Source organism: Thiohalocapsa sp., from assembly GCF_022340605.1.
Classification (GTDB): Bacteria; Pseudomonadota; Gammaproteobacteria; order Chromatiales; family Chromatiaceae; genus Thiohalocapsa.
The window spans coordinates 1-26260 of record NZ_JAJDNQ010000153.1 but is presented as its reverse complement, the minus strand read 5'-3'; the positions used below and the strand labels follow the sequence as shown (position 1 = coordinate 26260).

At 65.9% G+C, this 26260-nt stretch carries 23 protein-coding genes; 8 read left to right on the top strand and 15 right to left on the bottom strand.

Features of this window, described 5'->3' with window-relative positions; all coding sequences use genetic code 11:
* Nucleotides 1-39 precede the first annotated feature (39 nt).
* The 13 genes from lpxA to rpsB all read right to left on the bottom strand — a co-directional run bounded on the left by lpxA (nt 40) and on the right by rpsB (nt 13458).
* Entirely contained in the window at nt 40-810 is a 771-nt protein-coding gene (lpxA, locus tag LJE69_RS18965) for an acyl-ACP--UDP-N-acetylglucosamine O-acyltransferase (RefSeq protein WP_296927616.1), read from the bottom strand.
* A 3-nt stretch (nt 811-813) separates the two neighbouring features.
* Entirely contained in the window at nt 814-1248 is a 435-nt protein-coding gene (gene fabZ, locus LJE69_RS18960) for a 3-hydroxyacyl-ACP dehydratase FabZ (RefSeq protein WP_296927615.1), read from the bottom strand.
* 271 nt (nt 1249-1519) lie between these two features.
* Nucleotides 1520-2602 (bottom strand): UDP-3-O-(3-hydroxymyristoyl)glucosamine N-acyltransferase, encoded by a 1083-nt coding sequence (lpxD, locus tag LJE69_RS18955; RefSeq protein WP_296927614.1) that lies wholly within the window; start codon nt 2600-2602, stop codon nt 1520-1522.
* Nucleotides 2599-3087 carry an OmpH family outer membrane protein gene (locus LJE69_RS18950; protein ID WP_296927621.1) on the bottom strand — a complete coding sequence of 163 codons (489 nt, stop codon included), beginning with the start codon at nt 3085-3087 and terminating at the stop codon, nt 2599-2601. The genes lpxD and LJE69_RS18950 overlap by 4 nt, the downstream gene beginning before the upstream one ends.
* A 41-nt stretch (nt 3088-3128) precedes the next feature.
* The gene (gene bamA, locus LJE69_RS18945; protein ID WP_296927620.1) at nt 3129-5411 is read right to left on the bottom strand and encodes an outer membrane protein assembly factor BamA; all 2283 of its coding nucleotides are present in this window, start codon (nt 5409-5411) and stop codon (nt 3129-3131) included.
* A 399-nt stretch (nt 5412-5810) separates the two neighbouring features.
* The gene (gene rseP, locus LJE69_RS18940) at nt 5811-7184 is read right to left on the bottom strand and encodes an RIP metalloprotease RseP (protein WP_296927613.1); all 1374 of its coding nucleotides are present in this window, start codon (nt 7182-7184) and stop codon (nt 5811-5813) included.
* 3 nt (nt 7185-7187) lie between these two features.
* A complete protein-coding gene (gene ispC / locus LJE69_RS18935) occupies nt 7188-8375 on the bottom strand; it encodes a 1-deoxy-D-xylulose-5-phosphate reductoisomerase (protein ID WP_296927612.1) in 1188 nt (395 codons plus the stop codon).
* Nucleotides 8372-9223, bottom strand: a complete 852-nt coding sequence (locus LJE69_RS18930; RefSeq protein ID WP_296927611.1) for a phosphatidate cytidylyltransferase — start codon at nt 9221-9223, stop codon at nt 8372-8374. Before LJE69_RS18930 ends, ispC begins: the two co-directional genes overlap by 4 nt.
* A 7-nt stretch (nt 9224-9230) precedes the next feature.
* On the bottom strand, nt 9231-9989 hold the full coding sequence (gene uppS, locus LJE69_RS18925; RefSeq protein WP_367114715.1) for a polyprenyl diphosphate synthase: 759 nt from the start codon (nt 9987-9989) through the stop codon (nt 9231-9233).
* Nucleotides 9990-10039: 50 nt separating this feature from the next.
* Entirely contained in the window at nt 10040-10597 is a 558-nt protein-coding gene (gene frr, locus LJE69_RS18920) for a ribosome recycling factor (RefSeq protein ID WP_296927610.1), read from the bottom strand.
* The gene (pyrH, locus tag LJE69_RS18915; RefSeq protein WP_296927609.1) at nt 10594-11328 is read right to left on the bottom strand and encodes a UMP kinase; all 735 of its coding nucleotides are present in this window, start codon (nt 11326-11328) and stop codon (nt 10594-10596) included. The genes frr and pyrH overlap by 4 nt, the downstream gene beginning before the upstream one ends.
* Before the next feature lie 277 nt (nt 11329-11605).
* Nucleotides 11606-12496, bottom strand: a complete 891-nt coding sequence (gene tsf / locus LJE69_RS18910; RefSeq protein WP_296927608.1) for a translation elongation factor Ts — start codon at nt 12494-12496, stop codon at nt 11606-11608.
* 209 nt (nt 12497-12705) lie between these two features.
* The gene (rpsB, locus tag LJE69_RS18905) at nt 12706-13458 is read right to left on the bottom strand and encodes a 30S ribosomal protein S2 (protein WP_296927618.1); all 753 of its coding nucleotides are present in this window, start codon (nt 13456-13458) and stop codon (nt 12706-12708) included.
* Nucleotides 13459-14093: 635 nt separating this feature from the next.
* Between rpsB and map the strand changes: the two genes are divergently transcribed.
* The 3 genes from map to LJE69_RS18890 all read left to right on the top strand — a co-directional run bounded on the left by map (nt 14094) and on the right by LJE69_RS18890 (nt 18543).
* Nucleotides 14094-14873: a type I methionyl aminopeptidase gene (map, locus tag LJE69_RS18900; protein WP_296927617.1), complete on the top strand. Its 780-nt coding sequence runs from the start codon at nt 14094-14096 to the stop codon at nt 14871-14873.
* Between the two features lie 114 nt (nt 14874-14987).
* A complete protein-coding gene (gene glnD / locus LJE69_RS18895; protein WP_296927607.1) occupies nt 14988-17642 on the top strand; it encodes a [protein-PII] uridylyltransferase in 2655 nt (884 codons plus the stop codon).
* Between the two features lie 244 nt (nt 17643-17886).
* Nucleotides 17887-18543, top strand: coding sequence for a hypothetical protein (locus tag LJE69_RS18890; protein WP_296927606.1), 657 nt, complete (start codon nt 17887-17889; stop codon nt 18541-18543).
* A gap of 132 nt (nt 18544-18675) precedes the next feature.
* On the opposite strand, the gene LJE69_RS18885 is transcribed toward LJE69_RS18890, so the two are convergent.
* Both LJE69_RS18885 and LJE69_RS18880 read right to left on the bottom strand, forming a co-directional pair.
* A complete protein-coding gene (locus LJE69_RS18885; RefSeq protein ID WP_296927605.1) occupies nt 18676-19266 on the bottom strand; it encodes a hypothetical protein in 591 nt (196 codons plus the stop codon).
* 16 nt (nt 19267-19282) lie between these two features.
* On the bottom strand, nt 19283-20728 hold the full coding sequence (locus tag LJE69_RS18880; RefSeq protein WP_296927604.1) for a hypothetical protein: 1446 nt from the start codon (nt 20726-20728) through the stop codon (nt 19283-19285).
* Between the two features lie 343 nt (nt 20729-21071).
* On the opposite strand from LJE69_RS18880, the gene LJE69_RS18875 reads away from it, so the two are divergent.
* From LJE69_RS18875 to LJE69_RS18855, 5 genes are all read left to right on the top strand, one after another.
* The gene (locus LJE69_RS18875) at nt 21072-21674 is read left to right on the top strand and encodes a DUF938 domain-containing protein (RefSeq protein ID WP_296927603.1); all 603 of its coding nucleotides are present in this window, start codon (nt 21072-21074) and stop codon (nt 21672-21674) included.
* Nucleotides 21675-22515: 841 nt separating this feature from the next.
* Nucleotides 22516-23013, top strand: coding sequence for a hypothetical protein (locus LJE69_RS18870; protein WP_296927602.1), 498 nt, complete (start codon nt 22516-22518; stop codon nt 23011-23013).
* A gap of 755 nt (nt 23014-23768) precedes the next feature.
* On the top strand, nt 23769-24575 hold the full coding sequence (locus tag LJE69_RS18865) for a hypothetical protein (RefSeq protein WP_296927601.1): 807 nt from the start codon (nt 23769-23771) through the stop codon (nt 24573-24575).
* Nucleotides 24572-25402: a hypothetical protein gene (locus tag LJE69_RS18860; RefSeq protein ID WP_296927599.1), complete on the top strand. Its 831-nt coding sequence runs from the start codon at nt 24572-24574 to the stop codon at nt 25400-25402. Before LJE69_RS18865 ends, LJE69_RS18860 begins: the two co-directional genes overlap by 4 nt.
* A gap of 97 nt (nt 25403-25499) precedes the next feature.
* Entirely contained in the window at nt 25500-25988 is a 489-nt protein-coding gene (locus LJE69_RS18855; RefSeq protein ID WP_296927598.1) for an aminoacyl-tRNA deacylase, read from the top strand.
* Nucleotides 25989-26260: the final 272 nt, after the last annotated feature.

The following is a 26260-nucleotide window of genomic DNA, read 5'->3' as shown; positions in this document are numbered from 1 at the left end:
CGCCGGAGGGCTCGTTGGCGACGATGCCGAGGGTGGCGCTCACCGCACGATGCTGCGGTTGCTGTCAGCGACGAAGTCCGCGAGCGATTCCAGCTCCGGTTGTGTCTTGGCGAGTTCCCTGATCTGCGCCACGGCGTCGGCAAGCTTCAGGTTGGCGAGGTACAGCAGCCGGTAGGCGCGCCGCAGCGCGGCGATGGCCTCTGGCGAGAACTGGCGGCGGCGCAGCCCCTCCGCATTGATGCCGCGCGGCACCGCCGGATGGCCGCCGATGGTGAGGTAAGGCGGCACATCCTTGGCGATGACCGAGCCCATGGCGCTGAAGCTGTGCGCACCGATCTGGCAGAACTGGTGCACGATGCTGAAGCCGCCGAGGATCGCCCAGTCCTGCACCTCCACGTGCCCGCCAAGGGATGCGGCATTGGCCATGATGACGTTGTTGCCAATGACGCAGTCGTGGGCGACATGGGTATAGGCCATCAGCAGGTTGTCGTCGCCAATGCGCGTCTCGCCTCTGTCCTGCGCCGTACCGCGGTGTACGGTCGCGTACTCGCGGATGACATTGCGCGCGCCGATGACGAGCGACGTGGCTTCCCCGGCGTATTTCTTGTCCTGTGGGTCCTCACCGATGGATGCGAACTGGAAGATCCGCGTCGCCGGCCCGATGGTCGTCGGCCCACGCAGCACCACGTGTGGGCCGATGCTGCATCCGGCGCCGATGCGAACCCCAGCACCGATAATGGCGTAGGGACCCACCTCGACATCGGCGGCCAGGTCAGCCGCCGGGTCGATGATCGCACTGGGATGAATCAAGATTCAGAAATCCCGCGCCGTGCACATGATCTCGGCTGTGGCGACGGCCTTGTCATCGACCCGGGCCTCGCCCGCAAACTTCCAGATGCCGCGCTTGACGTGCATCACCGTGACATCGAGGAACAGCTGATCACCCGGCTCCACCGGCTGCTTGAAGCGCGCCTTGTCGATGCCGACGAAGTAATAAAGTGCCTTCTCGCCCACTTCCTGCGGACGCGATTGCATGGCCAGCAGGCCGGTGGCTTGCGCCATGGCCTCGACGATCAGCACGCCCGGCATCACCGGCCGCACCGGGAAGTGGCCAGTGAAATAGGGCTCGTTGAAGGTGACGTTCTTGAGTCCGAGCAGCCGCTTGTCGGCCTCGAACTCCAGCACCTTGTCGATCAGCAGAAAGGGATAGCGGTGCGGCAGGAGATCCAGCACCTTGTGAATGTCCATTGAAGTCAATGCAGCCTCCACGGCCCCTGACGAGACGATGCTGGCGACTCAGCCGAGCTCACCGCCAAGGCTGCCACGGCGCTGATTGTCCAGCGTGGCAGTTGTCGGACGGCGATGGACTGATTGCAGCATGGTCCCTGATTGCGATTGTTATTGGGTTGGCCCCGACCTGAGTGACGCTCGACGCCGGTGAGCCGGGGCCGGAGATGGCCGGCGAGCCCAGGCAGCGAAGACCGTGCGGGTAAGCGGCAAGGCAGCGGGTGGGGAATTCTCAGTCTGCCGGCGGCTGCGCGCCGCCGGTCTCGGGTTCTGCGAGGGCACGCTCCAGTTGCTGCACACGCTGCTGCAGCGACTCCAGCCGCCGGAGCCGGCCGATGGTGCGACGCCATTCGGCGTTCGGCATCGCGGGGATGCCGCTGCTGTAGACGCCGGCCTCGGACTGCGAGCGCGTCACCATGGCCATACCCGTAAAGTGCACGTCGTCGGCGATGTGCAGGTGCCCCGCCATGCCGACGGCACCCGCCACGGTGCAACGTGCCCCAATGCGGGTGGAGCCGGAGATGCCGGAGCAGGCCGCCATCGCGGTGTTCTCGCCAATGGACACGTTATGGCCGATCTGCACCAAGTTGTCGATCTTGACGCCGTCGGCAATGATCGTGTCCTCGATGGCGCCGCGATCGACGGTGGAATTGGCGCCGATCTCCACATCATCACCCAGGCGCACGCCACCCACTTGCGGAATGCGCACCCAACGCTCGCCGTCCCGCGCGAAGCCGAAGCCCTCGCGGCCGATCACGGAGCCGGGGTGCAACAGCACGCGCGCACCGATAACGGCGCCGGCACAGATCGTAACCTTGGCGACGAGCCGCGTCTCGGCCCCAATGCTGGTGCCGGCGCCAATGCTGCAATGGGGACCGATCTCGACCCCCGCCGCCACCCTGACGCCAGCCTCCAAGACGCAGAGCGGACCGATAGATGCAGTGGGATCGATGCTGGCGCTGTCGTCCACCACCGCAGTCGGATGCACGCCGGCGGGCGGGCGCGGCCGCGGGTGCAGCATGGCCGCCGCCTTGGCGAAGGCCAATTCGGGATTGTCCGCCACCAGGACGGTGCAGGGCGCGGCATCGGCATCGGCCTGCCGCAGAATCACGGCGCCGGCCCGGGTGTCGGCTAGCCGGGGACGGTAGCGGCGATCGACCAGGAAGCTCAGGCAAGACGCGTCCGCGGCATGCAGTGGCGCGACCCGCGACAGCGGGACATCGGCGCCCACCAGCGCCAGGCCAAGCTCAGCTGCGAGCCGACCTGCCGTCATCACCTCGCCGTCGCACCGACGGCCTGCGCTGTCGCCGCTCATTTTCGATTCTGGAACTCTTCCTTGAGGCGCTCCACGACATCCGCCGAGATGTCGATGCGCTCGCTGAAATAGACCACGCCCTCGCTCACGATCAGATCGATGTCCTGCTCCTTGGCAATCTGCCGGACCACCTCTTCCACCTGCTTGACCAGCTTGGTCCGCAGCTCGCTCTGTCGTAGCGCAAAGTCCTCCTGCAGCTCCGCCTTGGCGTAGCGCAAGCGGCGCTTGCGCGCGCGAATGTCGTTCTGAAGCCGCTTCACCTCCTCTTCGCTCATGAGCGCGCCGTCGCGCTCCAGCTTCTCGCCGAGCCGGTCCAGGCCTTGTTGCTGGTCCACCAAATCGGCTTCCCGCTCCGCCACTTCCGCGCTCAGGGTCTGCCGCGCCTCCTCGTATTGCGGGGACTCCTCGACAATGCGGTTTGGGTCGATGACAGCAATCTTGAGATCCTGCGTCACGCCCGAACCTGCCGCCACCAATGCAGGCATCAGCAGCAGAACCGCGAGCAGAGCAGAGCAGCGCAGTAACATCAGAACGTCTGGCCGAAGGTGAACTGGAAGACCTCTTCTTCGTCCTGCTGCTGCGTGTTGAGCGGATAGGCGAGACTCAGCGCCAAGGCGCCAACGGGCGACAGCCAGGCAAAGGACAAACCGGTGGAGTAGCGCAGATCCCCGAGGTCGAAGCCCGTGGGCGCCACCAGCGGGGTGTCATGGGTATACCAGACGTTGCCGAAATCGAAGAAGGCACCGATGCGCACGGTATTCGCGAAATTGCCACCCAGCGGAGGCGGCGCGTAGACCTCGATCCCACCGGTCAACTCGAGATTGCCGCCCACTGGATCGAGATTGTATGTGGTCTCCCGCGGACCGAGCGTATTGGCCTTGAAGCCGCGAACACTGTGGGGGCCGCCGGCATAGAAGTTCTCGAAGAACGGCATGGCCTCGGTATCCCCATAGCCATCGCCGTAGCCCACATCGCCCTTGAGCGCCAGTGTCAGGCTTTGGGTCAGCGGCAGATAGTAGCGACCGCGATAGGTGAGCCGGTAGTACTCCAGATCACTACCGGGAATGGCAATCTCGCCGGACAGACTCTGCAACGTGCCTTTGTTGGGAAACACGGCGGTATCGCGCGAGTCGTTCAGGTAATTTGCCGTCAGGAAGAAGTCGTTGAAGACCTCGCCGTTCTGGGCGGCGAAATCCTGCGCCAACAGCGAGTAGCCGGGGAAGAACTTGGTGTACTGGTAGTAGGCACCAAGCCCGAAGCGAGCCGTATCCGAGACGGGGAAGCCGTAATTGATCGCCGCACGCCCGACGTCCGTCGTGTAGTCGGCACCGATGAGCTGGTTGAAGTCGGTGGAGCGATAGCTGAGGTCGAAGCCCCGACTGATGCCATCGATCGTGTAGTACGGGTTGGTGTATGCGAGCTGGTAGAGTTGACTGACCTTGCTGGTGTTGAAGGCGAAGGCGACGCGCTTGCCGCTGCCCAGGAAGTTGGACTGCGAAATGCTCGTGTTGAAGATGATCCCCTGCGACTGCGAGTAGCCGATACCGGCCATTAGGTTACCGGACGGCCGTTCCTTGACGGTGACGTCCACGTCCACCTGATCGGCCGTACCCGGCACCGCCGGCGTCTCGATGTTAACCTCCTCGAAGTACCCGAGACGTTGCAGGCGCTCGCGTGAGCGCTTGACCAAGTCCGTCGAGAACCAGGCCGTCTCCAACTGGCGCATCTCGCGGCGCAGCACCTCGTCGCGCGTACGCGTATTGCCCTGCATGTTGATGCGGCGTACATAGACGCGCTTGCCGGGATCGATGAAGAAGGTGACCGCCACCGTCTTGGCGTTCTCGTCCACGTCCGGCACGGCGTTGACGTTGGCAAAGGCGTAGCCTTCCTCTCCGAGCAGTTCCGAAATGCGATCGGAGCTCTCAGTGGCTGTCTTGCGCGAGAAGACCTCGCCGCGGCGCATGTGGATCAGCGGAAACAGACGCGCCGCCGGTACCGACGGCTCACCGGCGAGCTCGATGTCGCTCACGCGATAGACGTCACCCTCATGGACGCCGATGGTCAGGTAGATGTCCTTCTTGTCGGGGCTGATGGACACCTGGGTCGAGGTGATCTCGAACTCGATATAGCCGCGATCCAGGTAGAAGGAGCGCAGCGACTCCAGGTCGCCCGACAACTGCTGCTTCGAGTAGCGGTCGTTCTTCGTGTAGAACGACAGCCAGTTGGTGGTGCCGAGCTTGAACTGCTTCAGCAGTTCCTTGTCGGAGAACGCTTCGTTGCCGACAATGTTGATCTGCTTCAGGCGCGCCGTCAGGCCCTCGTCGATCTCGATGCGCACGGCGACACGGTTACGCTCCAGGGGGGACACGGTGGATTCGATGCCGACGCCGTACTTGCCGGATGCGAAGTACTGGCGCTGCAGTTCCTGCTCGATGCGGTCCAGCACCGACGGGTCGAAGACCCGACCTTCCGCCAGACCCACCTCTTCCAGCCCCTGCTTGAGCTGGTCGGTGTTCAGCGACTTGTTGCCGGTGATCTCGATCTCGGCAACCGCGGGCCGCTCCCGCACCGCGATGACGAGCACGTCACCGTCGCGTTCGACGGAAACGTCCTCGAAGAAGCCGGTGCCGTACAGGGTACGGATGATGTCCGCGGTGATGTTGTCGCTGACCGTATCCCCCACCTGCACGGGCAGATAGTTGAACACGGTGCCCGCGGCGATGCGCTGCAGACCTTCAACGCGGATATCGGCAATCTGGAAGCTGTCGGCGAAGGCCGCCCCGGCCGCCAGGAACAAGGCAAGCGCCACCGCGACGACGTGCCGCCGGGTGCGGTGGGTGCTGGATCTGGGTTGTGTCACTCTTCCCCCGGACGGGTTGACCGGATGCTTGCGACCCGCGGCCATCGCAATCATGCCCAAGGCGGCAAGAGGCTGGAGGCGTGCCCGGACGGCAGCGCGACGGCAGGGTCCGCAAGCCCGTTGTTCAAGTACTGCAATCCTCGGCTGCTTTCCACGGAGGCAGCCGTGTTATCAACTGGTTTCCAGACCGGGTTTCGGAACCTCGCCCCGGAAACTCCCCCCGGAAACTCGTTAGACGTAGGGCGCCTGAAATTTGGCCCTCTGCAAGTTGGCCGTGCGAAAGCCCGCCACGACTGGCAAGCAGCCACCCTATCCCCGAATCCGTGCAGTATAGGGCAAGCCGCCCGTCTAGCCAAAGATTCGAGCAATATCCACGTAGAAGGCCAATGTCATCAAGCAAAGTATCAAGAACAGCCCCAGGCGCTGCCCTTGCGCCTGGAGTTCCTCCGACACGGGACGACGGAGCACCGCTTCGATGGCGAAGAACAGGAGATGTCCGCCGTCGAGGACGGGGATGGGAAGCAGGTTCAGCAGACCGAGGCTGACGCTCAACAGCGCAATGAACTCCAGGTAGGGCGCGATGCCGAAGCGGACCGTCTTGCCGGCGGCGTCGGCGATGCCGATGGGGCCGCTCAGGTTCTGCACGGACGCGCTACCCACGAGCATGCGACCGATGATGCGCAGTGTCATCACCGAAACGTCACCGACACGGCGCAGCGCCTCCAGCAGCCCGCCGGCCGGGCCGTAGCGTACCACCACCTCGATGTCGTCGTAGAGATCCTCCGGCACCGCCGGTCCGGCACCGATGCGGCCGATGACGCTGCCGTCGTCCAACGTCACTGCCCGCGGCGTCAGGGTCAGTGTCTGCCGCGCGCCGCCGCGTTCAACCACGAGGGAAACCGTCTGCCCGGCGCGCGCCTGCACCGCGGTGACGAGGGCATCCCAATCGCCGACGTGCTCGCCGTCAATGGACACAATCCGATCACCCGGCCGCAGGTCCGCGGCCGCCGCCGGCTCGCCGGGCACGACCTCGGCAATCACCGGCGGGATACTGGGCGTGTAGCTCTGCAGCCCCACTTCCCCGAGGAACCCCTGCCCCGGGTCCAGCGGGGCCAGTTCCGCCGCCGGCAGGGTACGCACGGCCGCATCGCCATCGGCAGTGGTGACGTCGACGGTTACGTCGCCGTGCCCAAGGGAGGCCGACAACAGCGCGAACCAGAAATTGCCCCAGGTGGCAACGGGGCGCCCGTCGACTTCCGTCACCAGATCGCCCGGCGCGAACCCCGCCTCAGCGGCCACGGAGTGGGGCTCGACGGTACCGACCTCGGGCCGCACGCCGGTCTCGCCGGCCATCAGCAGCCCCCAGTAGATCAGGACCGCCAACAGGAAGTTGGCCAGCGGGCCGGCGAGCACCACGAGGCTGCGCTTCCAGACCGGTTGGCGGTTGAACGCAAAGGGCAGATCCGCGGGCGGAATCGGCGCTTCCTCTTCACGCTCGTCGAGCATCTTCACGTAGCCGCCCAAGGGCAGCGCGGCGATGACGTACTCGGTGTCGTCCCCGCGCCGCCGCCAGGTGAATAGCGGTCTGCCGAAGCCGATGGAGAAGCGCCGCACCTTGACGCCGAGCCTGCGGGCGACCCAGAAGTGCCCGTACTCGTGGATGGTGACGAGCACGAGGATGGCCACCAGGAAGGCGGCCACGTTGGTCAGAATGGGCGGCATATGCTATGCGACCAGCGCCGCGGCCTGCTGTTCCGCGAGACGGCGTGCCTCGGCATCGACGCCGAGCACGTGCTCGAGCCCGCCCAGGTCGACCGGCTCTGCCGGCAGGCGGTCCATGGTCTGCTCGACGACGCGACCGATGTCGGTGAAGCCGATGCGCCGCTCCAGGAAGGCAGCCACGGCCACCTCGTTGGCTGCATTGAGCACCACCGGAGCGGTGCCACCCTCGCCCGCGGCGCGGTAGGCGAGCCGCAGGCACGGAAAGCGTTCTGGCGCCGGCGGCTCGAAGTCGAGCCGCGCGATCCCGAATAGGTCCAGCGGCGCCACCCCGGCGCCGATGCGCTCCGGCCAGCCGAGCGCATGGGCAATGGGTGTGCGCATGTCCGGGTTGCCGAGTTGCGCGAGCACCGAGCCGTCGGTGTACTGCACCATGGAGTGGATGACACTCTGTGGGTGCACTACCACCTGAATGCGGTCCGCACTGGTGGCGAAGAGCCAACAGGCCTCGATGATCTCGAGCCCCTTGTTCATCATGGTGGCGGAATCGACGGAAATCTTCCGCCCCATGCTCCAGTTGGGGTGTGCCACGGCCTGCTCGGGCGTCACCGCCGCCAGGCTCTCCGGCTCCGCGTCACGGAAGGGGCCGCCCGACGCCGTGAGCAAGATGCGCTCCACGCCGGCCGCCGGCAGGCCGCCGTCGCGCGCAGGTGGGAGGCATTGGAAAATGGCGTTGTGCTCGCTGTCGATGGGCAGCAGTGTCGCGCCGTTGTCACGCGCCGCATCCATCAGCAGCGCCCCGGACACCACCAGGGCCTCCTTGTTGGCGAGCATCAGCCGCTTGCCGGCGCGCGCCGCCGCGAGGCTCGACATGAGTCCGGCGGCACCGACGATGGCAGCCATCACGTAGTCGACTTCGTCCAGCGCGGCAACCTCGCTCAGCGCTTCGGCTCCGGCGAGCACCCGCGGGGCATCGGGCATATCCGCCAGCCGGGTGCGCAGCTCGTCGGTTGCGGCGGCGTCAACCATCACCGCGTAGGCCGGCCGGAAGCGCCGGCATTGCTCGGCCAGCCGCTCCGCGTTGCGATGCGCCGTCAGCGCCACCACCCGGAAGCGCTCAGGATGCCGGCCGACGACGTCCAGCGTGCTGACGCCAATGGAGCCCGTTGAGCCCAGAATCGCAATGCCCTTCATGCCGAAAACCCCAACCAGATCAAGCCCAGAACGAACACCGGTCCCGCCGCCGTCATGCTGTCGATGCGGTCCAGCACACCGCCATGGCCCGGCAGCAGGTTGCCGGAGTCTTTGCAGCCGCGCCGCCGCTTGAGCCAGCTCTCGAACAGATCCCCCACCACCGACAGCGCAACCGTCACCGCACCCAGGAGCATGAGCGCCAGGGTCGCGCCCGGCGACAGGCCCAACAGCACACCGGTGACCAGCAACGCGATGCTCACTGCCGCCAGCGCCGCGTAGAGGCCAACCCAGGTCTTGCCGGGGCTGAGCCGCGGCGCCAGTTTACGCCGGCCGAAGCGGCTGCCCGCGAAGAACGCCGCCGTGTCGGCGAGCGAGATCAGCGCGATGAGCCCCAGCACCAACAACGGGCCATGCGCGAAGTCCTCGTGCAGATGCACCAAGGCGACCCAGGGGGCCGCCAGCACCAAGCCCCCCAGCGGCAGCAGCAGCCGGTCGATGCGCGCCGCGGCCGGATGCACATGCAATCGGGGCAGTGCCGCGGCGAAGCCCAGCCACCAGACCACGGCGGGCGCCAACAGGAAAACGGGCTGCGCCCGGGAGAGCCAAAGCAGCAGCAGGAACAACGCCAGTGCGGCGACGGTGGCGGCGCGCGGCGCCCATCGCTCGACGCCGGTCAGCGCCCCCCACTCCCAGGCCGCCAACAGCATGAAAAAGCCCACGAAGACGGCGAAGCCCGCAGTCGGCAGCAGCAGCACTGCGCCGACGACGGCGGGAATCAGCCACGCGGACGTCAGCAGCCGCTCGCGCAGCGCGTTGTTGGGCGCCGGACTGACTGCGGGATTGGACACGGGCGCTTCAGCCACCGACGGCATTGGAACTGGCCGTGACCTGCTCACTCGTGAGGCCGAAGCGCCGCTGGCGCCGGGCGAAGTCGTTCAGCGCGGCGCCGTAGGCGGCGGCATCGAATTCCGGCCACATCAGGTCCGAGAAGTAGAGTTCGGCATAGGCGGACTGCCAAAGCAGGAAGTTGCTGATCCGCTTCTCGCCGCCAGTGCGGATAAAGAGGTCCGGGTCCGGCACGTCCGGGAACGAGAGCCTGGAGGCGACGAGCGCCTCGTCGATGGCGTCTGGCGCCACGCGTCCGGCCGCCACTTCCCGCGCAATGGCGCGCACGGCCTGGGTGATATCCCAGCGTCCACCGTAATTGGCGGCTACCTGAAGCATCAGGCGGCGATTGTCACGGGTGGCGGCTTCCGCCTTTTCGAACTGTGTCCGCAGCCGCGCCGAGAAGGCCGACAGGTCGCCGATGATGCGCAGGCGCACGTCATGCTCCACGAGCCGCTGCACCTCCACCTGCAGCGTGCTCATGAAGAGCTCCATCAGCACATTGACCTCACCGCGGGGCCGCCGCCAGTTCTCGCTGCTGAAGGCGAACAGCGTGAGCACACCCACGCCATGACGCACGCTTTCCTCGACCACGGCACGCACGCTCTTCGCGCCGGCCCGATGGCCAGCGGTTCGCGGCAGGCCACGCTGATTGGCCCAACGTCCGTTGCCATCCATGATGATGGCGACGTGCTCCGGCACACGCCTGGCGCGCTCGCCATCGCCGATGGCCGTGATCTCACTAGTCACTTGCAGAGCATCTCGCATGCGCGATGCCGTCAAATGGACATCAAGTCTGCTTCCTTCTCCTCGAGTATCCGGTCCACCTCTTTGATGAACTGGTCGGTGAGCTTTTGCACGATCTCTTCGCCGCGGCGCTCGTCGTCCTCGGAGATGAGCTTTTCCTTCACCAATTCCTTCAGCTGCTGGTTTGCATCGCGGCGGATGTTGCGCACGGCCACCCGCGCCTGCTCGGCCTCAGCGCGCGCGATCTTCTGCAGGTCGCGCCGGCGCTCCTCGGTGAGCGGTGGCATGGGCACGCGGATGACGGTGCCCGCGGTGTTCGGGTTCACGCCGAGGTCCGACTGGATGATGGCCTTCTCCACCGCGGCCACCATGTTGCGGTCCCAAGGCGTGACGGTCAGCGTGCGCGCATCTTCGACGGCGACGCTGGCTGCCTGGCTGATGGGCACGTCACTGCCGTAGTAAGACACGCGGACGTGATCCAGCAGCGACGGATGCGCACGACCGGTACGGATCTTGGCCAGCTCGTGGCTCAGCGCCTCGGCGCTCTTGCCCATACGCTCGGCCGCGTCTTTCTTGATGTCATCGATCATTGTTCGTGTCCAGGCTCGACCAACGAGCCGATGTCCTCACCAGCGGCGACGCGCTTGAGCGCGCCGGGTTCGAAAATGCTCATGACCCGCAGCGGGATGCCGTTGTCGCGGCACAGCACGATCGCGGTCAGGTCCATCACGCCGAGGCGCTCGCGCAGCGCCCTATCATAGGTGATGCGCGGATAGCGCTCCGCATCCGGATGATGCTTGGGGTCCGCGGAATAGATGCCGTCGACCATGGTGGCCTTGATCATCAGGTCCGCGCCGATCTCGACGGCACGCAGGCTGGCCGCCGAGTCGGTGGTGAAAAAGGGATTGCCCGTGCCGGCGGCGAAGATCACGACCCGCCCTTTTTCCAGATGCCGCACGGCGCGGCTGCGGACATAGTCCTCGCACACCTGCTCGATGCTGAGCGCGGACATGACGCGGGCCGGCACGCCAACGCGCTCCAAGGCGTCCTGCATCGCCAACGCATTCATCACCGTCGCCAGCATGCCCATGTGGTCGCCGGTGACCCGGTCCATACCGCGGGCGGCGAGCCCGGCACCGCGGAAGATGTTGCCGCCGCCCAGCACCAGCGCGACCTCGGTGCCAGCGCGCGCGCAGTCGGCGACGTCGCCTGCAAGACGCGCCAGCACGTCCGGATCGATGCCACAGGCAGCGTCGCCGAGCAGCGCCTCACCGCTTAGCTTGATGAGTATCCGGCGTGGCCGGGGCAAGTCTTCAGTCATGTGACCAAGTCATGTGACAGGGAGCCGAGGATGTACGGTCGAGCCGAAATCCTCAAGCAGTAGCGCTGGAACTGCGCCGCATGATACCCGAGCCGGGCCGGCGTGGCTCGCTGCCGCCGCAGACACGTGCCGAGCGAGATCACGCGGCCTGGCTAGCGTCATCGCGGCCCGGCCGGCGCCGCCGCCGGCCGCGCAGCCTTCACCAGCTCTGCACTGGGGCGGCACTGGGGGGGTCTGCGCATGCCAGCCAGGCGGGGTCGAGCCCGCGGCACGTGCGTCACTCCGCCTGCTTGGCCTGTGCCTGGACTTCCTCGGCGAAGTTATCGGCCCTTTTTTCGATGCCCTCGCCAACCTCGAACCGCGCGAATGCCGCCACCCTGGCGCCAGCTTGCTTGAGCAACTGCTCCACCTTCATCGACGGATCCTTGACGAACGCCTGGCCGAGCAACGTGACCTCTTCCGCGAACTTGCGCATGCGCCCGCCGATCATCTTGTCGACGATCTCCGGCGGCTTGCCGCTCTCCAACGCCTGCGCGCGGAAGATCTCGCGCTCCTTCTCCAGCGCCTCCGCCGGCAGGTCGTCGGCACTGATGCACATGGGATTGGTGGCGGCGACCTGCATTGCAATGTCGCGCCCGAGCGTCTCGTCGCCGCCGACCAGGTCGACGATGACGCCGATGCGCACGCCGTGGCGATAGCTGTGAAGCACGCCCTCGGGCGCGTCGAAGCGCACCACGCGCCGCAGTTGGACGTTCTCGCCGACCTTGGCGATGAGCGCCTCGCGGGCGGCGTTGACGGTGGCATCACCGGCGCCCGCCAGCGGCTGCTCGGCCAGCGCCGCGACGTCGGCCGCGTCGCTCGCGAGCACGGTCTGACCGACGGCCTCCGCAAAGCCGCGGAAGTTCTCGTCCTTGGCGACGAAGTCGGTCTCGCTGTTGATCTCCACCATGGCACCGCGGCTGCCGCCCTCGGCGACGCACAGTTCCACGACGCCGTCGGCGGCGATGCGCCCGGCCTTCTTCGCGGCCTTCGCCTGGCCGGACTTGCGCATGGCCTCGATGGCGGCCTCGATGTCGCCATCGGTTTCCTGCAGTGCACGCTTGCACTCCATCATGCCGGCGCCGGTGCGCTCGCGCAGCTCCTTCACCAAACTGGCTGAAATCGCCATTGCCTACTCCAGAATTCGATGATTTTCAAAACTGTCAGGACCCCGCCGGGCCATATGCGCCCGGCGGGGTCGGCTGTCCGATGTGACCCGACGGATGTCACCCGCCGATGTGGGCCGTGGGTGGGCCCCAGCCGGGGCGCAACCCGGCGGGTAGCAACCGGTGGAAGTCAACCGGCGGGTGTCAACCGGCGGGTGCCAGCTGGCGGGTGTCAGCTGGCAGCCGCCTCGGCGGCCTCGGCCTCGGCTGCCGGCTCGGGAGCCGGCGCGTCGCCACGCCGCCCGGCCATGGCAGCGGCGGTCTGACGGCCGTCGAGGACAGCGTCCGCGGCCCCCTCGATATAGAGCCGTACGGCGCGAATGGCATCGTCGTTGCCGGGAATCACGTAGTCGATCTTGCTCGGATCGTTATTCGTGTCCACCACGCCCACCACTGGGATGCCGAGCTTGTTGGCTTCGGAGATGGCGATCTTCTCGTGGCCGACGTCGATGACGAACATGGCGTCCGGCAGGGCGTCCATGTTCTTGATACCCCCCAGGCTGCGCTCGAGCTTGTCGCGCTCGCGGCTCAGCGTCAGCGCCTCCTTCTTGCCGAAGCGCTCGATGCTGCCGTCCTGGAACATCGCCTCGAGGTCCTTGAGGCGCTGGATGGACTGGCGCACCGTCTTGAAGTTGGTCAGCATGCCACCGAGCCAGCGGTGGTTCACGTAGGGCATGCCGCAGCGGCTGGCGTGCTCGCGGATGGCCTCCTGCGCCGCACGCTTGGTGCCGACGAACAGGATGCGGCCGCCGTTGGAGGCGAGCTTGCCGAGATAATTCATCGCATCCTGGTACAGCGGCAGGGTCTTTTCCAGGTTGACGATGTGGATCTTGTTGCGCTGGCCGAAGATGTACGCGGCCATCTTCGGGTTCCAGTAACGGGTTTGGTGTCCAAAGTGAACACCTGCCTGCAGCATCTGCCGCATGGAGACTTCGCTCATGATGGTTCCTCGGTCTGGGTTGAGCCTCCGCGTGCCCCATGCTGCGACCCGCAACCGCGGGCACCCGGCAGCATGTGTCGGCATGCGTGTGGCGATGTCGTGCGCACCCAACGTCTGCCCGTCTGCCGGGCCGACATCGGCGCGCAAGGGTGTCGGGTGTGCTGATCCCGCTTGACTCCGGCAAATGGGTCCATATTCCACCTATGGGATGCGGAGCCGGATCAGCATCGGATCGCATCGTCGGACCGCATCGGCGGATCGCATCGAGGAGCGTTGCGGAGGCGCGGCGCACCGGGGACGGCTGCTGGCAATCCTGCTGCGCCCAATCCTTAGGTAAAGCGCAAGGCCATGCTGCCCCCGAACGATGCCACGCCTGCCCTACCCAAGGGCAGAAGCGACCACTGGAAGTTTGCCGGGCCGCGCCGCGTTTTATAACATGGAGCCTCTTACCCGAGCAATGTTGCGCGGCCGAGCGCTTGTGCCCTGAACTGACAACCGATCGCGGACCTGAACTCCCGCAGACCGGATCAACCTGACCAGATCGACGCGATCGACCAGCGGCGATCGCATCGATCGCAACCTGACACCGAGCCGAACTCGTGGATGCCTCAAACAGCAAGATGGCGGTAAGTATCAAGTCCGACGACGAGATAGCCAAGATGCGCGTCGCCGGGCGCCTGGCGGCCCAGGTGCTGGAGATGATCGGCCCCCACGTAGTGCCGGGCATCACCACCGACGAGCTGGACCGTATCTGCCACGAGTACATCGTCGACGAGCAGGGCGCCGTCCCCGCGCCACTCAACTACCGCGGCTTTCCGCGCTCCATCTGCACCTCGGTCAACAACCAGGTCTGCCACGGCATTCCGGGCAACAAGCGCCTGAAGAAGGGCGACATCGTCAACATCGACGTCACCGTCATCAAGGACGGCTACCATGGCGACACCAGCAAGATGTTCTTCATCGGCGAGCCGTCGGTGCTGGCGCGTCGCCTGGTGAACGTGACCCAGCAGGCACTGTACGTCGGCATCGGTACGGTAAGGCCCGGAGCAACGCTCGGCGACATCGGCCATGCCATCCAAAGCTTCGTCGAGAGCCACAACTACTCGGTAGTGCGCGAGTACTGCGGGCACGGCATCGGGCGCGAGTTCCACGAGGACCCTCAGGTGTTGCACTACGGCAGACCCGCGGACGGCCTGACGCTGCAACCGGGCATGTGCTTCACCATCGAGCCCATGGTCAACGCCGGGAAGCGCCAGGTGAAGCTGCTGCCTGACGGGTGGACCGTCGTCACCAAGGACCGCAGCCTGTCCGCGCAGTGGGAGCACACCATTCTGGTGACACCCGACGGCTACGAGATCCTCACGCTCCGGGACGAAGAGCGCTCCAGCGCGGCCGCCTGAGCGCACGGCCGAGGCCCGGCGCCGCTGCCCAAGCCAAACTTGGCCAGCCAACCTTGCCCAGCCAACTTCGCCCGGTCGCCACCGCCCTCAGCGCCGCCCTACACCACCCGACTGATGGTCCAGGAGCACACGATCCCCCCGGCAACCACGGCCGCGCCGCCCGGAACGGCCGACATCGCCGCATTCAAGGCGCAGTTGTCGGCGGCGCGCGAGGCATTGTTCGCCCGCTTCGATCGCGGCGAGCCCGTCACCGAGTTGGTGCGGCGCTGGAGCAACGACATCGACGCGATCATCAGCGCCACCTGGCGGCGCTTCATGCCGGATGGGTCCGAGGCCGCGGTCGTCGCCGTTGGCGGCTACGGGCGCGAAGAGCTGCACCCAAACTCCGATATCGACCTGCTGATCCTCGTCGGCGAAGGCCAGGCTGCATACCTGGGCGAGGCGATCGGGGCGCTGGTGATCTTCCTCTGGGACCTGGGGCTGGAGATCGGCCACTCGGTTCGCACCGTCGACGAGTGCCGGCATGAGGCGGCCGACGACATCACCATCGTCACGAACCTGCTGGAGGCGCGGCTCATCGACGGCGACGCACCGCTGTTCGAGTGCATGCGCGCCGCCGTCGGCCCGGACAGCATCTGGCCTAGTGAGGCGTTCTTCGCCGCCAAGCGCGAGGAGCAGCGCAAGCGCCGCCAGAAGTACGGCGACACCGCCTACAACCTGGAGCCCAACATCAAGGAAAACCCGGGCGGCCTGCGCGACATCCAGATGATCGCCTGGGTCACCAAGCGCCACTTCGGCGCCGACTCGCTGCACCAGTTGGTAGAGCAGGGCTTCCTCACCGAGACCGAGTACCTGGCACTGTGCGAAGGCCAGGCATTGCTGTGGCGCATCCGCTTCGCGCTGCACCGGCTCACGCGCCGGCGCGAGGACCGGCTCCTGTTCGACTATCAGCGCACGCTGGCGAACGAATTCGGCTTCACGGACCAGGGCGACAACCTGGCGGTGGAGCAGTTCATGCAGCAGTACTACCGCGCGGTCATGGAGCTGAACCGGCTCAACGAGATGCTGATGCAACTGTTCCAGGAGGCCATCCTGCTGCACGACCAGATCGGCCCGCCGGAGCCCGTGAACAAGCGCTTCCAGGTGCGCAGTGGCTACCTGGAGGTAACCCATCCGCAGGTGTTCGCCCGCTCACCGTTCGCGTTGCTGGAGATCTTTCTGGTGCTGCAGCAGCGTCCGGAGCTGCTTGGCGTGCGCGCCAGGACCATCCGCCTGATCCGCGAGTACCGCCACCGCATCGACGACGACTTCCGCGAAGACGTGCGCGCGCGCAGTCTGTTCATGGAGATCCTGCGCCAGCCGCGTGGCGTCACCGCCGCGCTCCGGCGCATGAACAGCTACGGCGTGCTGGCCGCCTACGTGCCGGCCTTTGCCAACATCGTCGGGCGCATGCAGTACGATCTCTTCCACGTCTACACGGTGGACGAGCATACGCTCAGGCTGCTGCGCAACCTGCGCCGTTTCACGATCCCCGAGCACAACGGCGAGTTCCCGCTCTGCTCCGCCATCGCCCAGCGCGTCCCCAAACAAGAGCTTCTGTACCTGGCCGGGCTGTTCCACGACATCGCCAAGGGCCGCAGCGGGGACCACTCGCTCTTGGGCGCCCGCGAGGCCTGGGACTTCTGTCAGCTGCACTATCTGAGCGAGTACGACAGCCGCCTGGTGGCGTGGTTGGTGGAGCACCACCTGTTGATGTCCATGACCGCCCAGCGCAAGGACATCGCCGACCCCGTGGTCATCCAGGCCTTTGCCGAGCAGGTCAGCGACCTCAACCGGCTGGATTACCTTTACCTGCTCACCGTCGCCGACTCCCGTGCCACCAACCCCAAGCGCTGGAACTCCTGGAAAGATGCGCTGCTGCGAGATCTCTACCACGCCGCCCGCAGGGCGCTCATGCGCGGGCTGGACAACCCCCAGGCGCAAGACGACCTGATCGAGCAAAAACAGCGCGAGGCCATGCGCCTGCTGGCCCTCGAGGGCATCGACGCCGACGACTGCCGCGACCTGTGGAGCCGCTTCGGCATGGACTTCTTCACGCCCAGCTCACCGGAGGAGATTGCCTGGCAGACCCAACGTATCCTCGTCACCGCGCCCGATCAACTGCCACTGGTGGTGATCCGTCCGCTCGCCTCCCGCGGCTGCACCGAAGTGTTCCTGTTCTCCCGCGACGAGAAGAATCTGTTCGTGCGCATCACCGCGCTGCTCGACCAGCGCGCGCTGAACATCATGGATGCACGCATCACCACCACAGACGACGGCTTTGCCGTCAACGCCTTCCAGGTGTTGGGTCCCGACCACTGCCCCATCGACCAGGGCGACGACACCGAGGCGCTGCGCGAGTCCCTGCTGGCCGCGCTGCGCCGCGGCGACGGCCAGCAGCCGGTGGTCAATCGCCGCTTGCCGCGGCAGCACCGCCACTTCCCGGTGGAAACGCGGGTCAGCTTCTCGGAAGACACGCGCAACCAGCGCACCATGATGCGGCTCAGCACGCTGGACCGGCCCGGCCTGCTGGCGGAGATCGGCAGCGTCTTCGAGGCCTGCGACATCCGGCTGCAGAGCGCCAAGATCGCCACCGTTGGCGCCGAGGTGGACGACGTCTTCTTCATCTCAACCCAAGACGGCGCCCCCATCACCTGCGAGACAGCACTCACCTGTCTGCGCAAGGCGATCCACGAGCGCCTCGAATCCAGCGCCGAAAAGCGCTCCTGAGAAGCCCCGGTACACCTCGGCCCATCGCCATCGATCGTTCGGACCGGACCAAGCGCCAGCGCCGCAGCCTCGGGACCTCCGCCCCCTTTGCCGCAACGCCGAGCTGCCGCGCCCGACCTCAGCGCCGGGCGGCGGTGGTCGGGCAGCGGTAGTCAGGCCGCAAACCCCTGCAATATTGACGTGTATTGCGGACTGTCCTAAAACCGATCAGTAGCAATCTGCGATCAGGAGCGGAACGGCCAGTATGGCCCGCGAAGCCTCGACCAAGTCACTCGCGCATCCAACGGCCGGGTCCGGTGCCGCCGTCTCGGCTGCGCGCCGCGCCGCCATTTTCACGCCGCCCGCCCATGGACCGCTGCTGGCCGCGGCACTACTGACAGCGCTCGGTGTCCAGGCCGCGGCGACGGCGCCCGAAACACCCGCGGCGAGTCCGGCCAACGAGTTGCAGGTCGCTGCCGCCGACACGACCGAGCCTGATGGCTCCGCCGCACCCATCGAGGCAAACCCGCCGGATTCGCCCGCCCTGCCTGACGGTGCCCCACGCTGGCTGGATGCGGTGCGCGAACAGCGCCGCGCCCTGCAGGAACGACGGCGTGCGGAGCATCAGGCCCGCCGCCGCGCCATCGACCCCGTCGGCGCCGCGCACCACGAGGCCCTCGAAGAGGAATTCTTCCGCCGCCGCCAGGAGATACGCGACCAGATGGCCCAGGACCGCTGGTGGTTCCTCAACTTCGGCCCATGGATGCTGCCGTTGCCGTCATCACCGGGCGCCTCGCCATCGCCGCCCGGCACCATGCCTCCGGACGCCGGCTCCGAGCCCGGGCAGACGCCGGAAGGCCCCGCGGCGCCGGCACCGCAACCGCCGGAATGGAACAACGGTTGGTACTTCCACGGCTGGTAGCTTTGCAGGGCGCCAACCCGTGCGGGACCGGAGCCGAGAAACCAGGTCGAAGTCTCTGCTCGGTGTCGTTGTCGTAATCGTGATCGGATACTCGACAACGACAACGAAGGCAAAGTTACGTGAAACGCTTCCCTAAGCCTCTGGCTGCTTACGCGAGCGCCCGGCGTTGCCCTTGCGTGGCGCGTCGGCGGTGAGTGCCGGCAGGTCTTGTTGGGCATAGACCAGCTTCTCAGCGTGCTTCTGCTCGCGGGCGCGGATCATCTTCTCCTGCCGGGAGCGAATGCCGTAGCCCAGCGCGGCGCCGCCGGCAGCGGAGATGGTGAGCAGCCCCAGGGTCATCAGCTGCGCGAACATCAGCGCGACGCCCACGCCGGCCGCGCCACCGACGGCCACACCGGTCTTGAGCGCGGCACCGCCGGAGTGGCGCTTGCGCTGCCTCACGAGCTTGGCCTTATCCTTCTCCGCCTGCAGGCGCAGCTTCTCGCGCTCACGGGCGTGGCGCTTCTGCTGCCGCGCCATGGCATGTTCCTTGACGCTGCCAATCACCGAGTCGAACCACAGCGCCACCAGCACACCCAGGGTCACGCCCAGCGCGCCGAACAGCCAGCCGGTTTGATTCAGGTCGGTCTTCAGCGCGGTATAGGTCAGCAGCACCGTAGCCACCTGCAGCAGCAGGATGCCGATCAGGAACCTGAACAGGCCGCCGATACGAGGTCCGAGCATGGGTTGCTCCTGCCGCTCAGCGGCGGCTTTCTGCGGCCGCGACACGCACGCGTGCGTGTCGGTCGGTCTGCGTGGTATTCCGACGACCGAGCAGGAACACCCAGTCGCCGGCCGGCGGCTGCGCGCCGCCCTCGATGGCGTTGCGCGGGAACACGTCGAGCAACCGCTGACGCACCGCCTGCAGGCTCTCCGCGCGGCCGCTGATGTTGCGTGGGATGTCCCGGTCGTAGGCATCCACGATGCTGTACATGAACTCGGGGCCGACGCCACTCAAGTCCACGATCAAACGCACGGCCTGCGGGCTGCCGGGCACCAGCCGCGGCTCCAGGCTTGACACCAGAAAAGGTCCCGGCGCGCTCGCGAGCCGCGCGGCCAGTTCAGGCTGGCCGCCGCGGTTCAGGTAGGCGGCCAGCTCGCCGCGCATCGCCGACGACAGCTCCGGTCCGGTGCGCTCCGCCAGGGATGCACCCTCCTGCCCGGCACGCACCGGCACCAGGAAGGTATGCGCGCTGCGGTCCGGCCCGCGCGCGCGGGCACCTTCGGCGAGCACATAGGTCTCTATAACCCGCAGCAGCTCGCGATAGGCGGCGAGCCGTTCCTCATCGGCGCTGTCATCGCCGCCGCCAAAGATGTAGGTGTACATGCCATAGCCAGGCTCGGCGTTGCCGAGGAGTTCCGCAAGGCCCAGGCTGGCGGAGCCTTCTGCGGTCTCGCCGCCAAGCGGGAAATAGAGCATCGCATAGTCGCCGCTGCCGCCATCCAGCGGCGGGGGGGCCGCGGACTGCGGCATCACGCGCGCGCGACCGGCGAGCATCAGGCCCTCGGCGGCTGCGCGCTCCACGATCAGCTCCGAGCCAGGGCCTGTCAGCGCAACCGCACGCTCGATGACGGGCATCGCTGCCTCCTCGCCGCCCCGGGCAACCACCTCGGTGACAATGTCTGCCAGTTCGCCACAGCGCCCGATGATCAGCGCATCCACCGCCATCGCCGGGTCCACGCCATCGGCGTCGAGGTCAGCAACGATGTTACGCAGCAGAGAGTCCTCGGTGACGTTGGCCGGCCGGCTCGCGCAGCGCTCGGCGACCCGCTCGCGGAGCATGAGGTCGCCTTCCGGGAGCTCACCGATGCCCCCGGTTTCGGAAGCTGTCGGCTCGGACTCGGCCGTGTCCAGCCCCGGTAGCGGGGTGACCAAATCCCTGGGCGCGCGCCAGCGCGGCGGCTGGCGCAGATCCACGCCGAGGTCCGAAGATGCGCCCGCATCGCCACTGCCGGCCACCGGAACGTGCGAGTTGCCGACAACGGCGGCCGCGCGCTCCGACTCGACCGTGGCTCCGGCTCCGGCCCGGGCACCGGCACCGGCACCGGGGGGCGGCACGTCGTCGCCGGCACCGCCGGGCAGTTGCGCGCAGGCGGCCATCGCCAGGGTGGCCGCAAACGGCAGGGCGATCAGCAATGGACGCATGGCGAGAATCAGCGTGCGAGGGCGACCAGGGAGGCGGGTGCGCGAAGCTGCCGCCGCCGGATAGGCGAGCTGGCGCAACGCTGCGATGATAGCGGAATCTCGGTGCGGCCAGCAGCGCTGGTCAGGCTCCGACAACAGCCTGCGCGCCCCGCGGTTGAAATCGCCCGCCCGCCCGCAACCTCGCCTCCTGCGGTGGCCTCGCCGTTGCAACGGCCTTTCGCACCCGCCCCGCTGTTGCTTCCGACATTGCTCCCGGCATTGCTCCGGCTGTTGCCGCTGACGCGGCAGAGCCCTCGCACTGACGCATCCAGCTCCAAGCCCAACCGATCCTCCATCAAATCCCATGGACAAGCCCGTGTCCGCCGCCTGCGAAGAAAACAAGGCACCCATCCTCGCCGTGCTCGCGCCGCTGTTCGCGGACCGCCGCCACGTGCTGGAGATCGGCGCCGGCACCGGCCAGCACGCGGTGCACTTCGCCGCCGCAATGCCGCACCTCGTCTGGCAGTGCAGCGACGTGCCGGCGAACCTGCCCGGCATGGACCTTTGGATCGCCGAGGCGGGGCTCGCCAACCTGCCGCCGGCCATCGCGCTGGACGTGGACGGCGCCTGGCCGGAGACAGGCTCGAGCGCGCCCTACGATGCCGTCTATAGCGCCAACACCGCGCACATCATGTCCTTGGCACAGGTGGAGCACATGTTCGCGGGCGTCGGCGCCGCGCTGCCGTCGGGCGCGCCGTTCGCCTTGTACGGCCCCTTCAGCTACGGCGGCCGTCACACGAGCCAAAGCAACGCCAATTTCGACCGCTGGCTCCGCGCCCGCGCACCCCTGAGCGGCGTACGTGACCTGGACGACCTGACCCGCATGGCAGAGGCCGCGGGCCTGGCACTTGCCGACGACATCGCCATGCCGGTGAACAACCGCACCCTGATTTGGCGTCGCCGCTGAGACATCGGCGCGCCGACATATCGAGTCCCGCCCCTTGGGGAGACGCCCATTGTTGGCCAGCCTGGCCAAGATCGGCAGCGAGCTCGAACCTGTTCAGAAACCGGGCAGGTTCCGGGCTCCTCCACCGTCTTGTCGCCAGACGCTTGACAATGGCGCGGCATCCTGAGCCGCACGGAACCCCCGATCAATCGGCGTTTCCCTAGCGTGAACCCCCGGGCCGGCCGACTCGCCGGAAGGACCACGGCAAGATCGGCGTACGGATTCGCAAGCTCACCAACTACCCAACGCCTGAGCACTCCCTACTGGATATCACCCAGGTGCACAGCCCCTTTCGCATAGGCGGGCAGGCAGTGGACGGTGAGGCTGTCCTGGACCGTCAATACGCCTTCCGTCGCTGATTCACGGCCGAGCAACTTGCGCCCGAAGATGCGCTACGCCACCAGCAGGCACCCTCTAGTGTCGAAGCTGCATGCCGCTCGCTCAACAACCAGGACTCGGAGAACCCGCCCAATCCGCCGACCGGCGCCAGCCACGCGAGTTGCTCCGAGCCGCCAGCCTTGTCTCGCGGTCCGCCGTTTAGCCACCGCCTTGAGGCGCAACATCCGGAGGTTCCCCAGCCCCCTTCAAGGAAACCCGACGATTGCGCCCGACGGCGTTTTCTCGAAGTCTACATAACCCACCCGCCATACCGACGACCATCCGAGGCCCCACCGACAAGCGGGGGCTTGACGGCCGCGAGTGGGCGCCTTCGAACGCCGTGCCGATGTTGCCCCGATCGGCAAACCAATCAGCGTCTCCCGAGGTACGTCCCTTAACCGTGCGAGGTACGCCTGTGAATCGCTTGCACTACATCGCCTTCGCCGTTAACGCTGTCGTGGCATCAACGAGTCTGGTGAGCATCGCGGCTCCCCCGCCACCGACGGCATCTACTGCGACTATTGCTGCTTCCCAGGGATCCGTGTTCATTTCCGGCAACAGCGGACTTACCGCCGCATACGCCGGGATGCCATTGCAGGCCGGTACTCGCATCTACGTACTCGACGACAGCCGCGCAACTGTCGATTTCCCCAACGGCGATAAGCAAGCGGTTCCGGAAAACACGCTCTTGAAAATTGACGACGCCGAGGGCGGTGCGCATGCCGCCATCGTCGAATCAGCGCCTCCGGACGAGTCACAAGCGCCACTTTCCGAGCCCGGAAACTCCAGCCTATACACATCTGACGCGTCCGGTTTCGCCGAGCGTATCAGCGCGCCCGGAACTCGCGTTATCAATCAAGCTGATGAGCCCGGTAACGAGCAGAAATCCAATCCCAAGTATCCGCCCATCAGCCCCGAGTAGACATCTGTGTTGCGTGGCCATACTCGCGATGAAGGCATCCGAAAACGACCTCTTTGAATACCGCGCTGGTCTTGGTGTTTACCGTCATCCAACGCCGACGCAAATGGCCGCTTGCACCCATCTGCTGCATGGTCGCGGCCGGCGCTTGAGTCATTCCCCTTATCGCCCTACGGGAAAGGCATTGACCTCGCGATCACAGCTTCGCCTGAGTTCTCAATCAGTCGCCGCCACTCCAAGGCACGCGAGGACAAACGGTCCATTCCGGCTGACTGTCTGAAACGACATAATATCGGGTTTCGAGTATCCTGCACACGTGTTGGCACACGATCGAGACTGCATTTCATTCGACGCTTCTCCGCCTTGGGAAAGTGAAAAAAATGACAGAATGAAAGTCAAAAGCATAGCCGATCAAGAACAAGATCCCGCCAACCCCTGCTTTTTAAGTCACTGTTCCTACGGATGCTTTTTCCATCGTTGCCACGATCACTCGCCGGAGCGGCTAGAGCTAAGAACGCCGCTCGAACCTAGGGCAGTCCGACGTTAAGATCGTCGAAATAACCACGCAAGGCTTGGTCACCGCTACAAGGTGGCTGGATTTCGTAGTGACCAAGACAACATATGTATGACTCTCACAAGGAGTGGTGCGCGCGCGCTGTATGGTTTGGCTATGCAGCCTCCATGGCACGCTCGCGCACGGCTCCGACGAGAGCACTGGTAAAAGCTCAGGTTGTTTGTTTGCCTGAAAGAGGTGTAACGTGGCTTTCTCTCCCCATCTTAGGCTTTCGCTTCCCGCCGCTGTTCTCGTATCGATTTCCGGCCTATACTCGGCAATCGTTATCGCGGACGAAGAGGCGACTCTCGCGGAACCCCCGGCGTGGCAATGTGGCGACAGCTGGATACTCGAACAGACCAAACTCGATATCAGTGCGCCGACCCCCTATTGGAAGGAGCCCCTGCGTTGGCGCTGCGAGGTCATGTGCGACGAAGGTCCGGATCGTCTGTCATTACAGATTAGAACCCTCTCCGGACCGCCAACCGGCGTCGATGTCATTGTGAGCACCAATCCTTGGCGGGTTCTAACCATAAGAAAGGTCGTGGCCACGGCAGATGGGCTGCAGACGCTGGAGGAGGAGGTGAACACCGACAAGCCTATCCTCGAAGAGGACGCGCCCTTCGCATTGGTGATTCCAAGCTTTCCTCTGCAGGATACGCCCCAAGTCACAGCGCCTAGCCCCGTCGTGTTGAACTCCGAGAACGGAGATACCCCGGCGGCAACGGCGATGGGAGAAGTGTATCAAGAAGTTCTACCGGAAGAGGGGACCAATCCGCTCGTGTCGGGGGAGGAAATGCCCCCAGAGCCTCTTACGAATAGCGCCGCGAGCGAATTCCCACAGGGCAGCACGGAGGTCAAGATCGGGATCGGTAGACAGGGAGAGAGCAAGGAAGATGCCCACGTACTGACACTTAAGAATGGCGAGCCGTGGTGGAACGAAGAAAGCGCCCAAACGACGACCACCCTTATCGTGCCCAACAACGATTCAGGGGAGACGGGTGCACCATGAAGAGGCATCTATTTTGGTCCTGCGGGACCGCGATCATGTTATCGCTGGCCGCGCCCCTGTGCCTTGCGGCAAAACCTTGGTCCGGCTATTGGTGGCCACTATCTACGGGTGAGCTGCTCTTTGGCTATACCTCCGGCATGTCTCCCTTCGAAAAGTACGATCAGGCGACTTACGGCTACTCCCCCGGTCCGGCATACTCCCAAAGCTATAACAACGGCTTTAATTACAGCCGCAGAGCTGAATCGTGGTCTGGGCTTTGCAACGGATGGGCGGCGGCAGCCATCATGGAGCCTGAGCCTACCCGTCCGATCAATGTTGGGTCAGTGAATTTTCGGGTCGGCGATCAAAAAGGGCTCTTGTCGGAAGCGTGGTACAGGACTTCCGGGGATGGTTGGTTCGTCGGCAAGCGATACAAGGGGTACAATGATGGATCGTTTGAGGACTTGTACCCTGGCCAGTTGCTGGACCTCCTGAACAAGTATGTGAATAATGGCATCCCGATAATCCTTGACTTTTCCGCCGATGAGGAGGTCTGGAATTATCCCGTTTATTCCTTCGACTTGGCGTGTTCGGGCGGGCCGCGTCGAACGAACGACTGTAGGCTGACAGTAGTCGCCGCAAATGACAACGTGCGGCCTGATGTGGTGGGCATTGTCAAGATCACCAAGACCTATACGTTTCGCGCGGAGACTGATGGAAACGGCGACGTCATTTCAAGCTCAGCCTACTGGACCGGGTACAGTGTCTCCAGCCATCCCGATTTTGCCTGGTACCCGGGGAGTCGGCCGGTATTGCGAAACAGTGGTCTAAAGTATCCGCTTTGGTAGGATCACGGATGACGTGTTTGGCCCGTTCAAGGGAGAGCCCGGCACCGGCCACTGATAGACTTCTCGCCCCAAGGCAGAGTGAGCGAGGTTGTAGTGCATGGCCAAGCGTGAGCCGGTAACGCCGGCGGTGCGGGTGCTGCGGGCCGCGGGGGTGGCTTTCGACGGCCATCCCTATGACTATCAGCAGGGCGGCACGGCGGAGTTCGCGGCGCAGTTCGGCGTGGACGAGCACTTGGTCATCAAGACGCTAATTATGGAAGATGACGCCGGTAGGCCGCTGATCGTGCTCATGCACGGCGACCGTGAGGTGGCCACCGGCCTACTGGCCCGGGCCATCGGCGCCAAGCGGGTACGGCCGTGCGAGCCGGCGGTGGCGGACAAGCACTCCGGCTACAAGGTCGGTGGCACCTCGCCGTTCGGCACGCGGGCGCGGATGCCGATGTACTGCGAGCGCGCCATCGCCGAGTTGCCAAGGCTCTACGTCAACGGCGGAAAGCGCGGCTACATCGTCTCGCTCGCCACCGCAGACCTGTTGCGGGTGCTGCGGCCGACGCTGGTCGACGCGGCCCAGCCGCCGCACGGATAGCGGTCCCACCGGCGCGGCGTGGCCCCCGCGCTATACTGCGCCGGCGTCCACCGTCTTCTCAGTTACCGCGACGCCATGACGAGACCATCCCCAAGCCGACCGGCCGCGGCCATGCCCGTGCGCCGCTTTCTGCGGACATGTGCCAGGTCGAGGGTGCCTGGAAGGTGCTCCGGTTGCCGGAGTAGCGCGGATCAGTCTTGCAGCAAACCCGACGGCGGCCGCAACGCCGGTCCCGGCGAAGACCCGACGGTGGCCCGCTCCAGCAGTGCCCG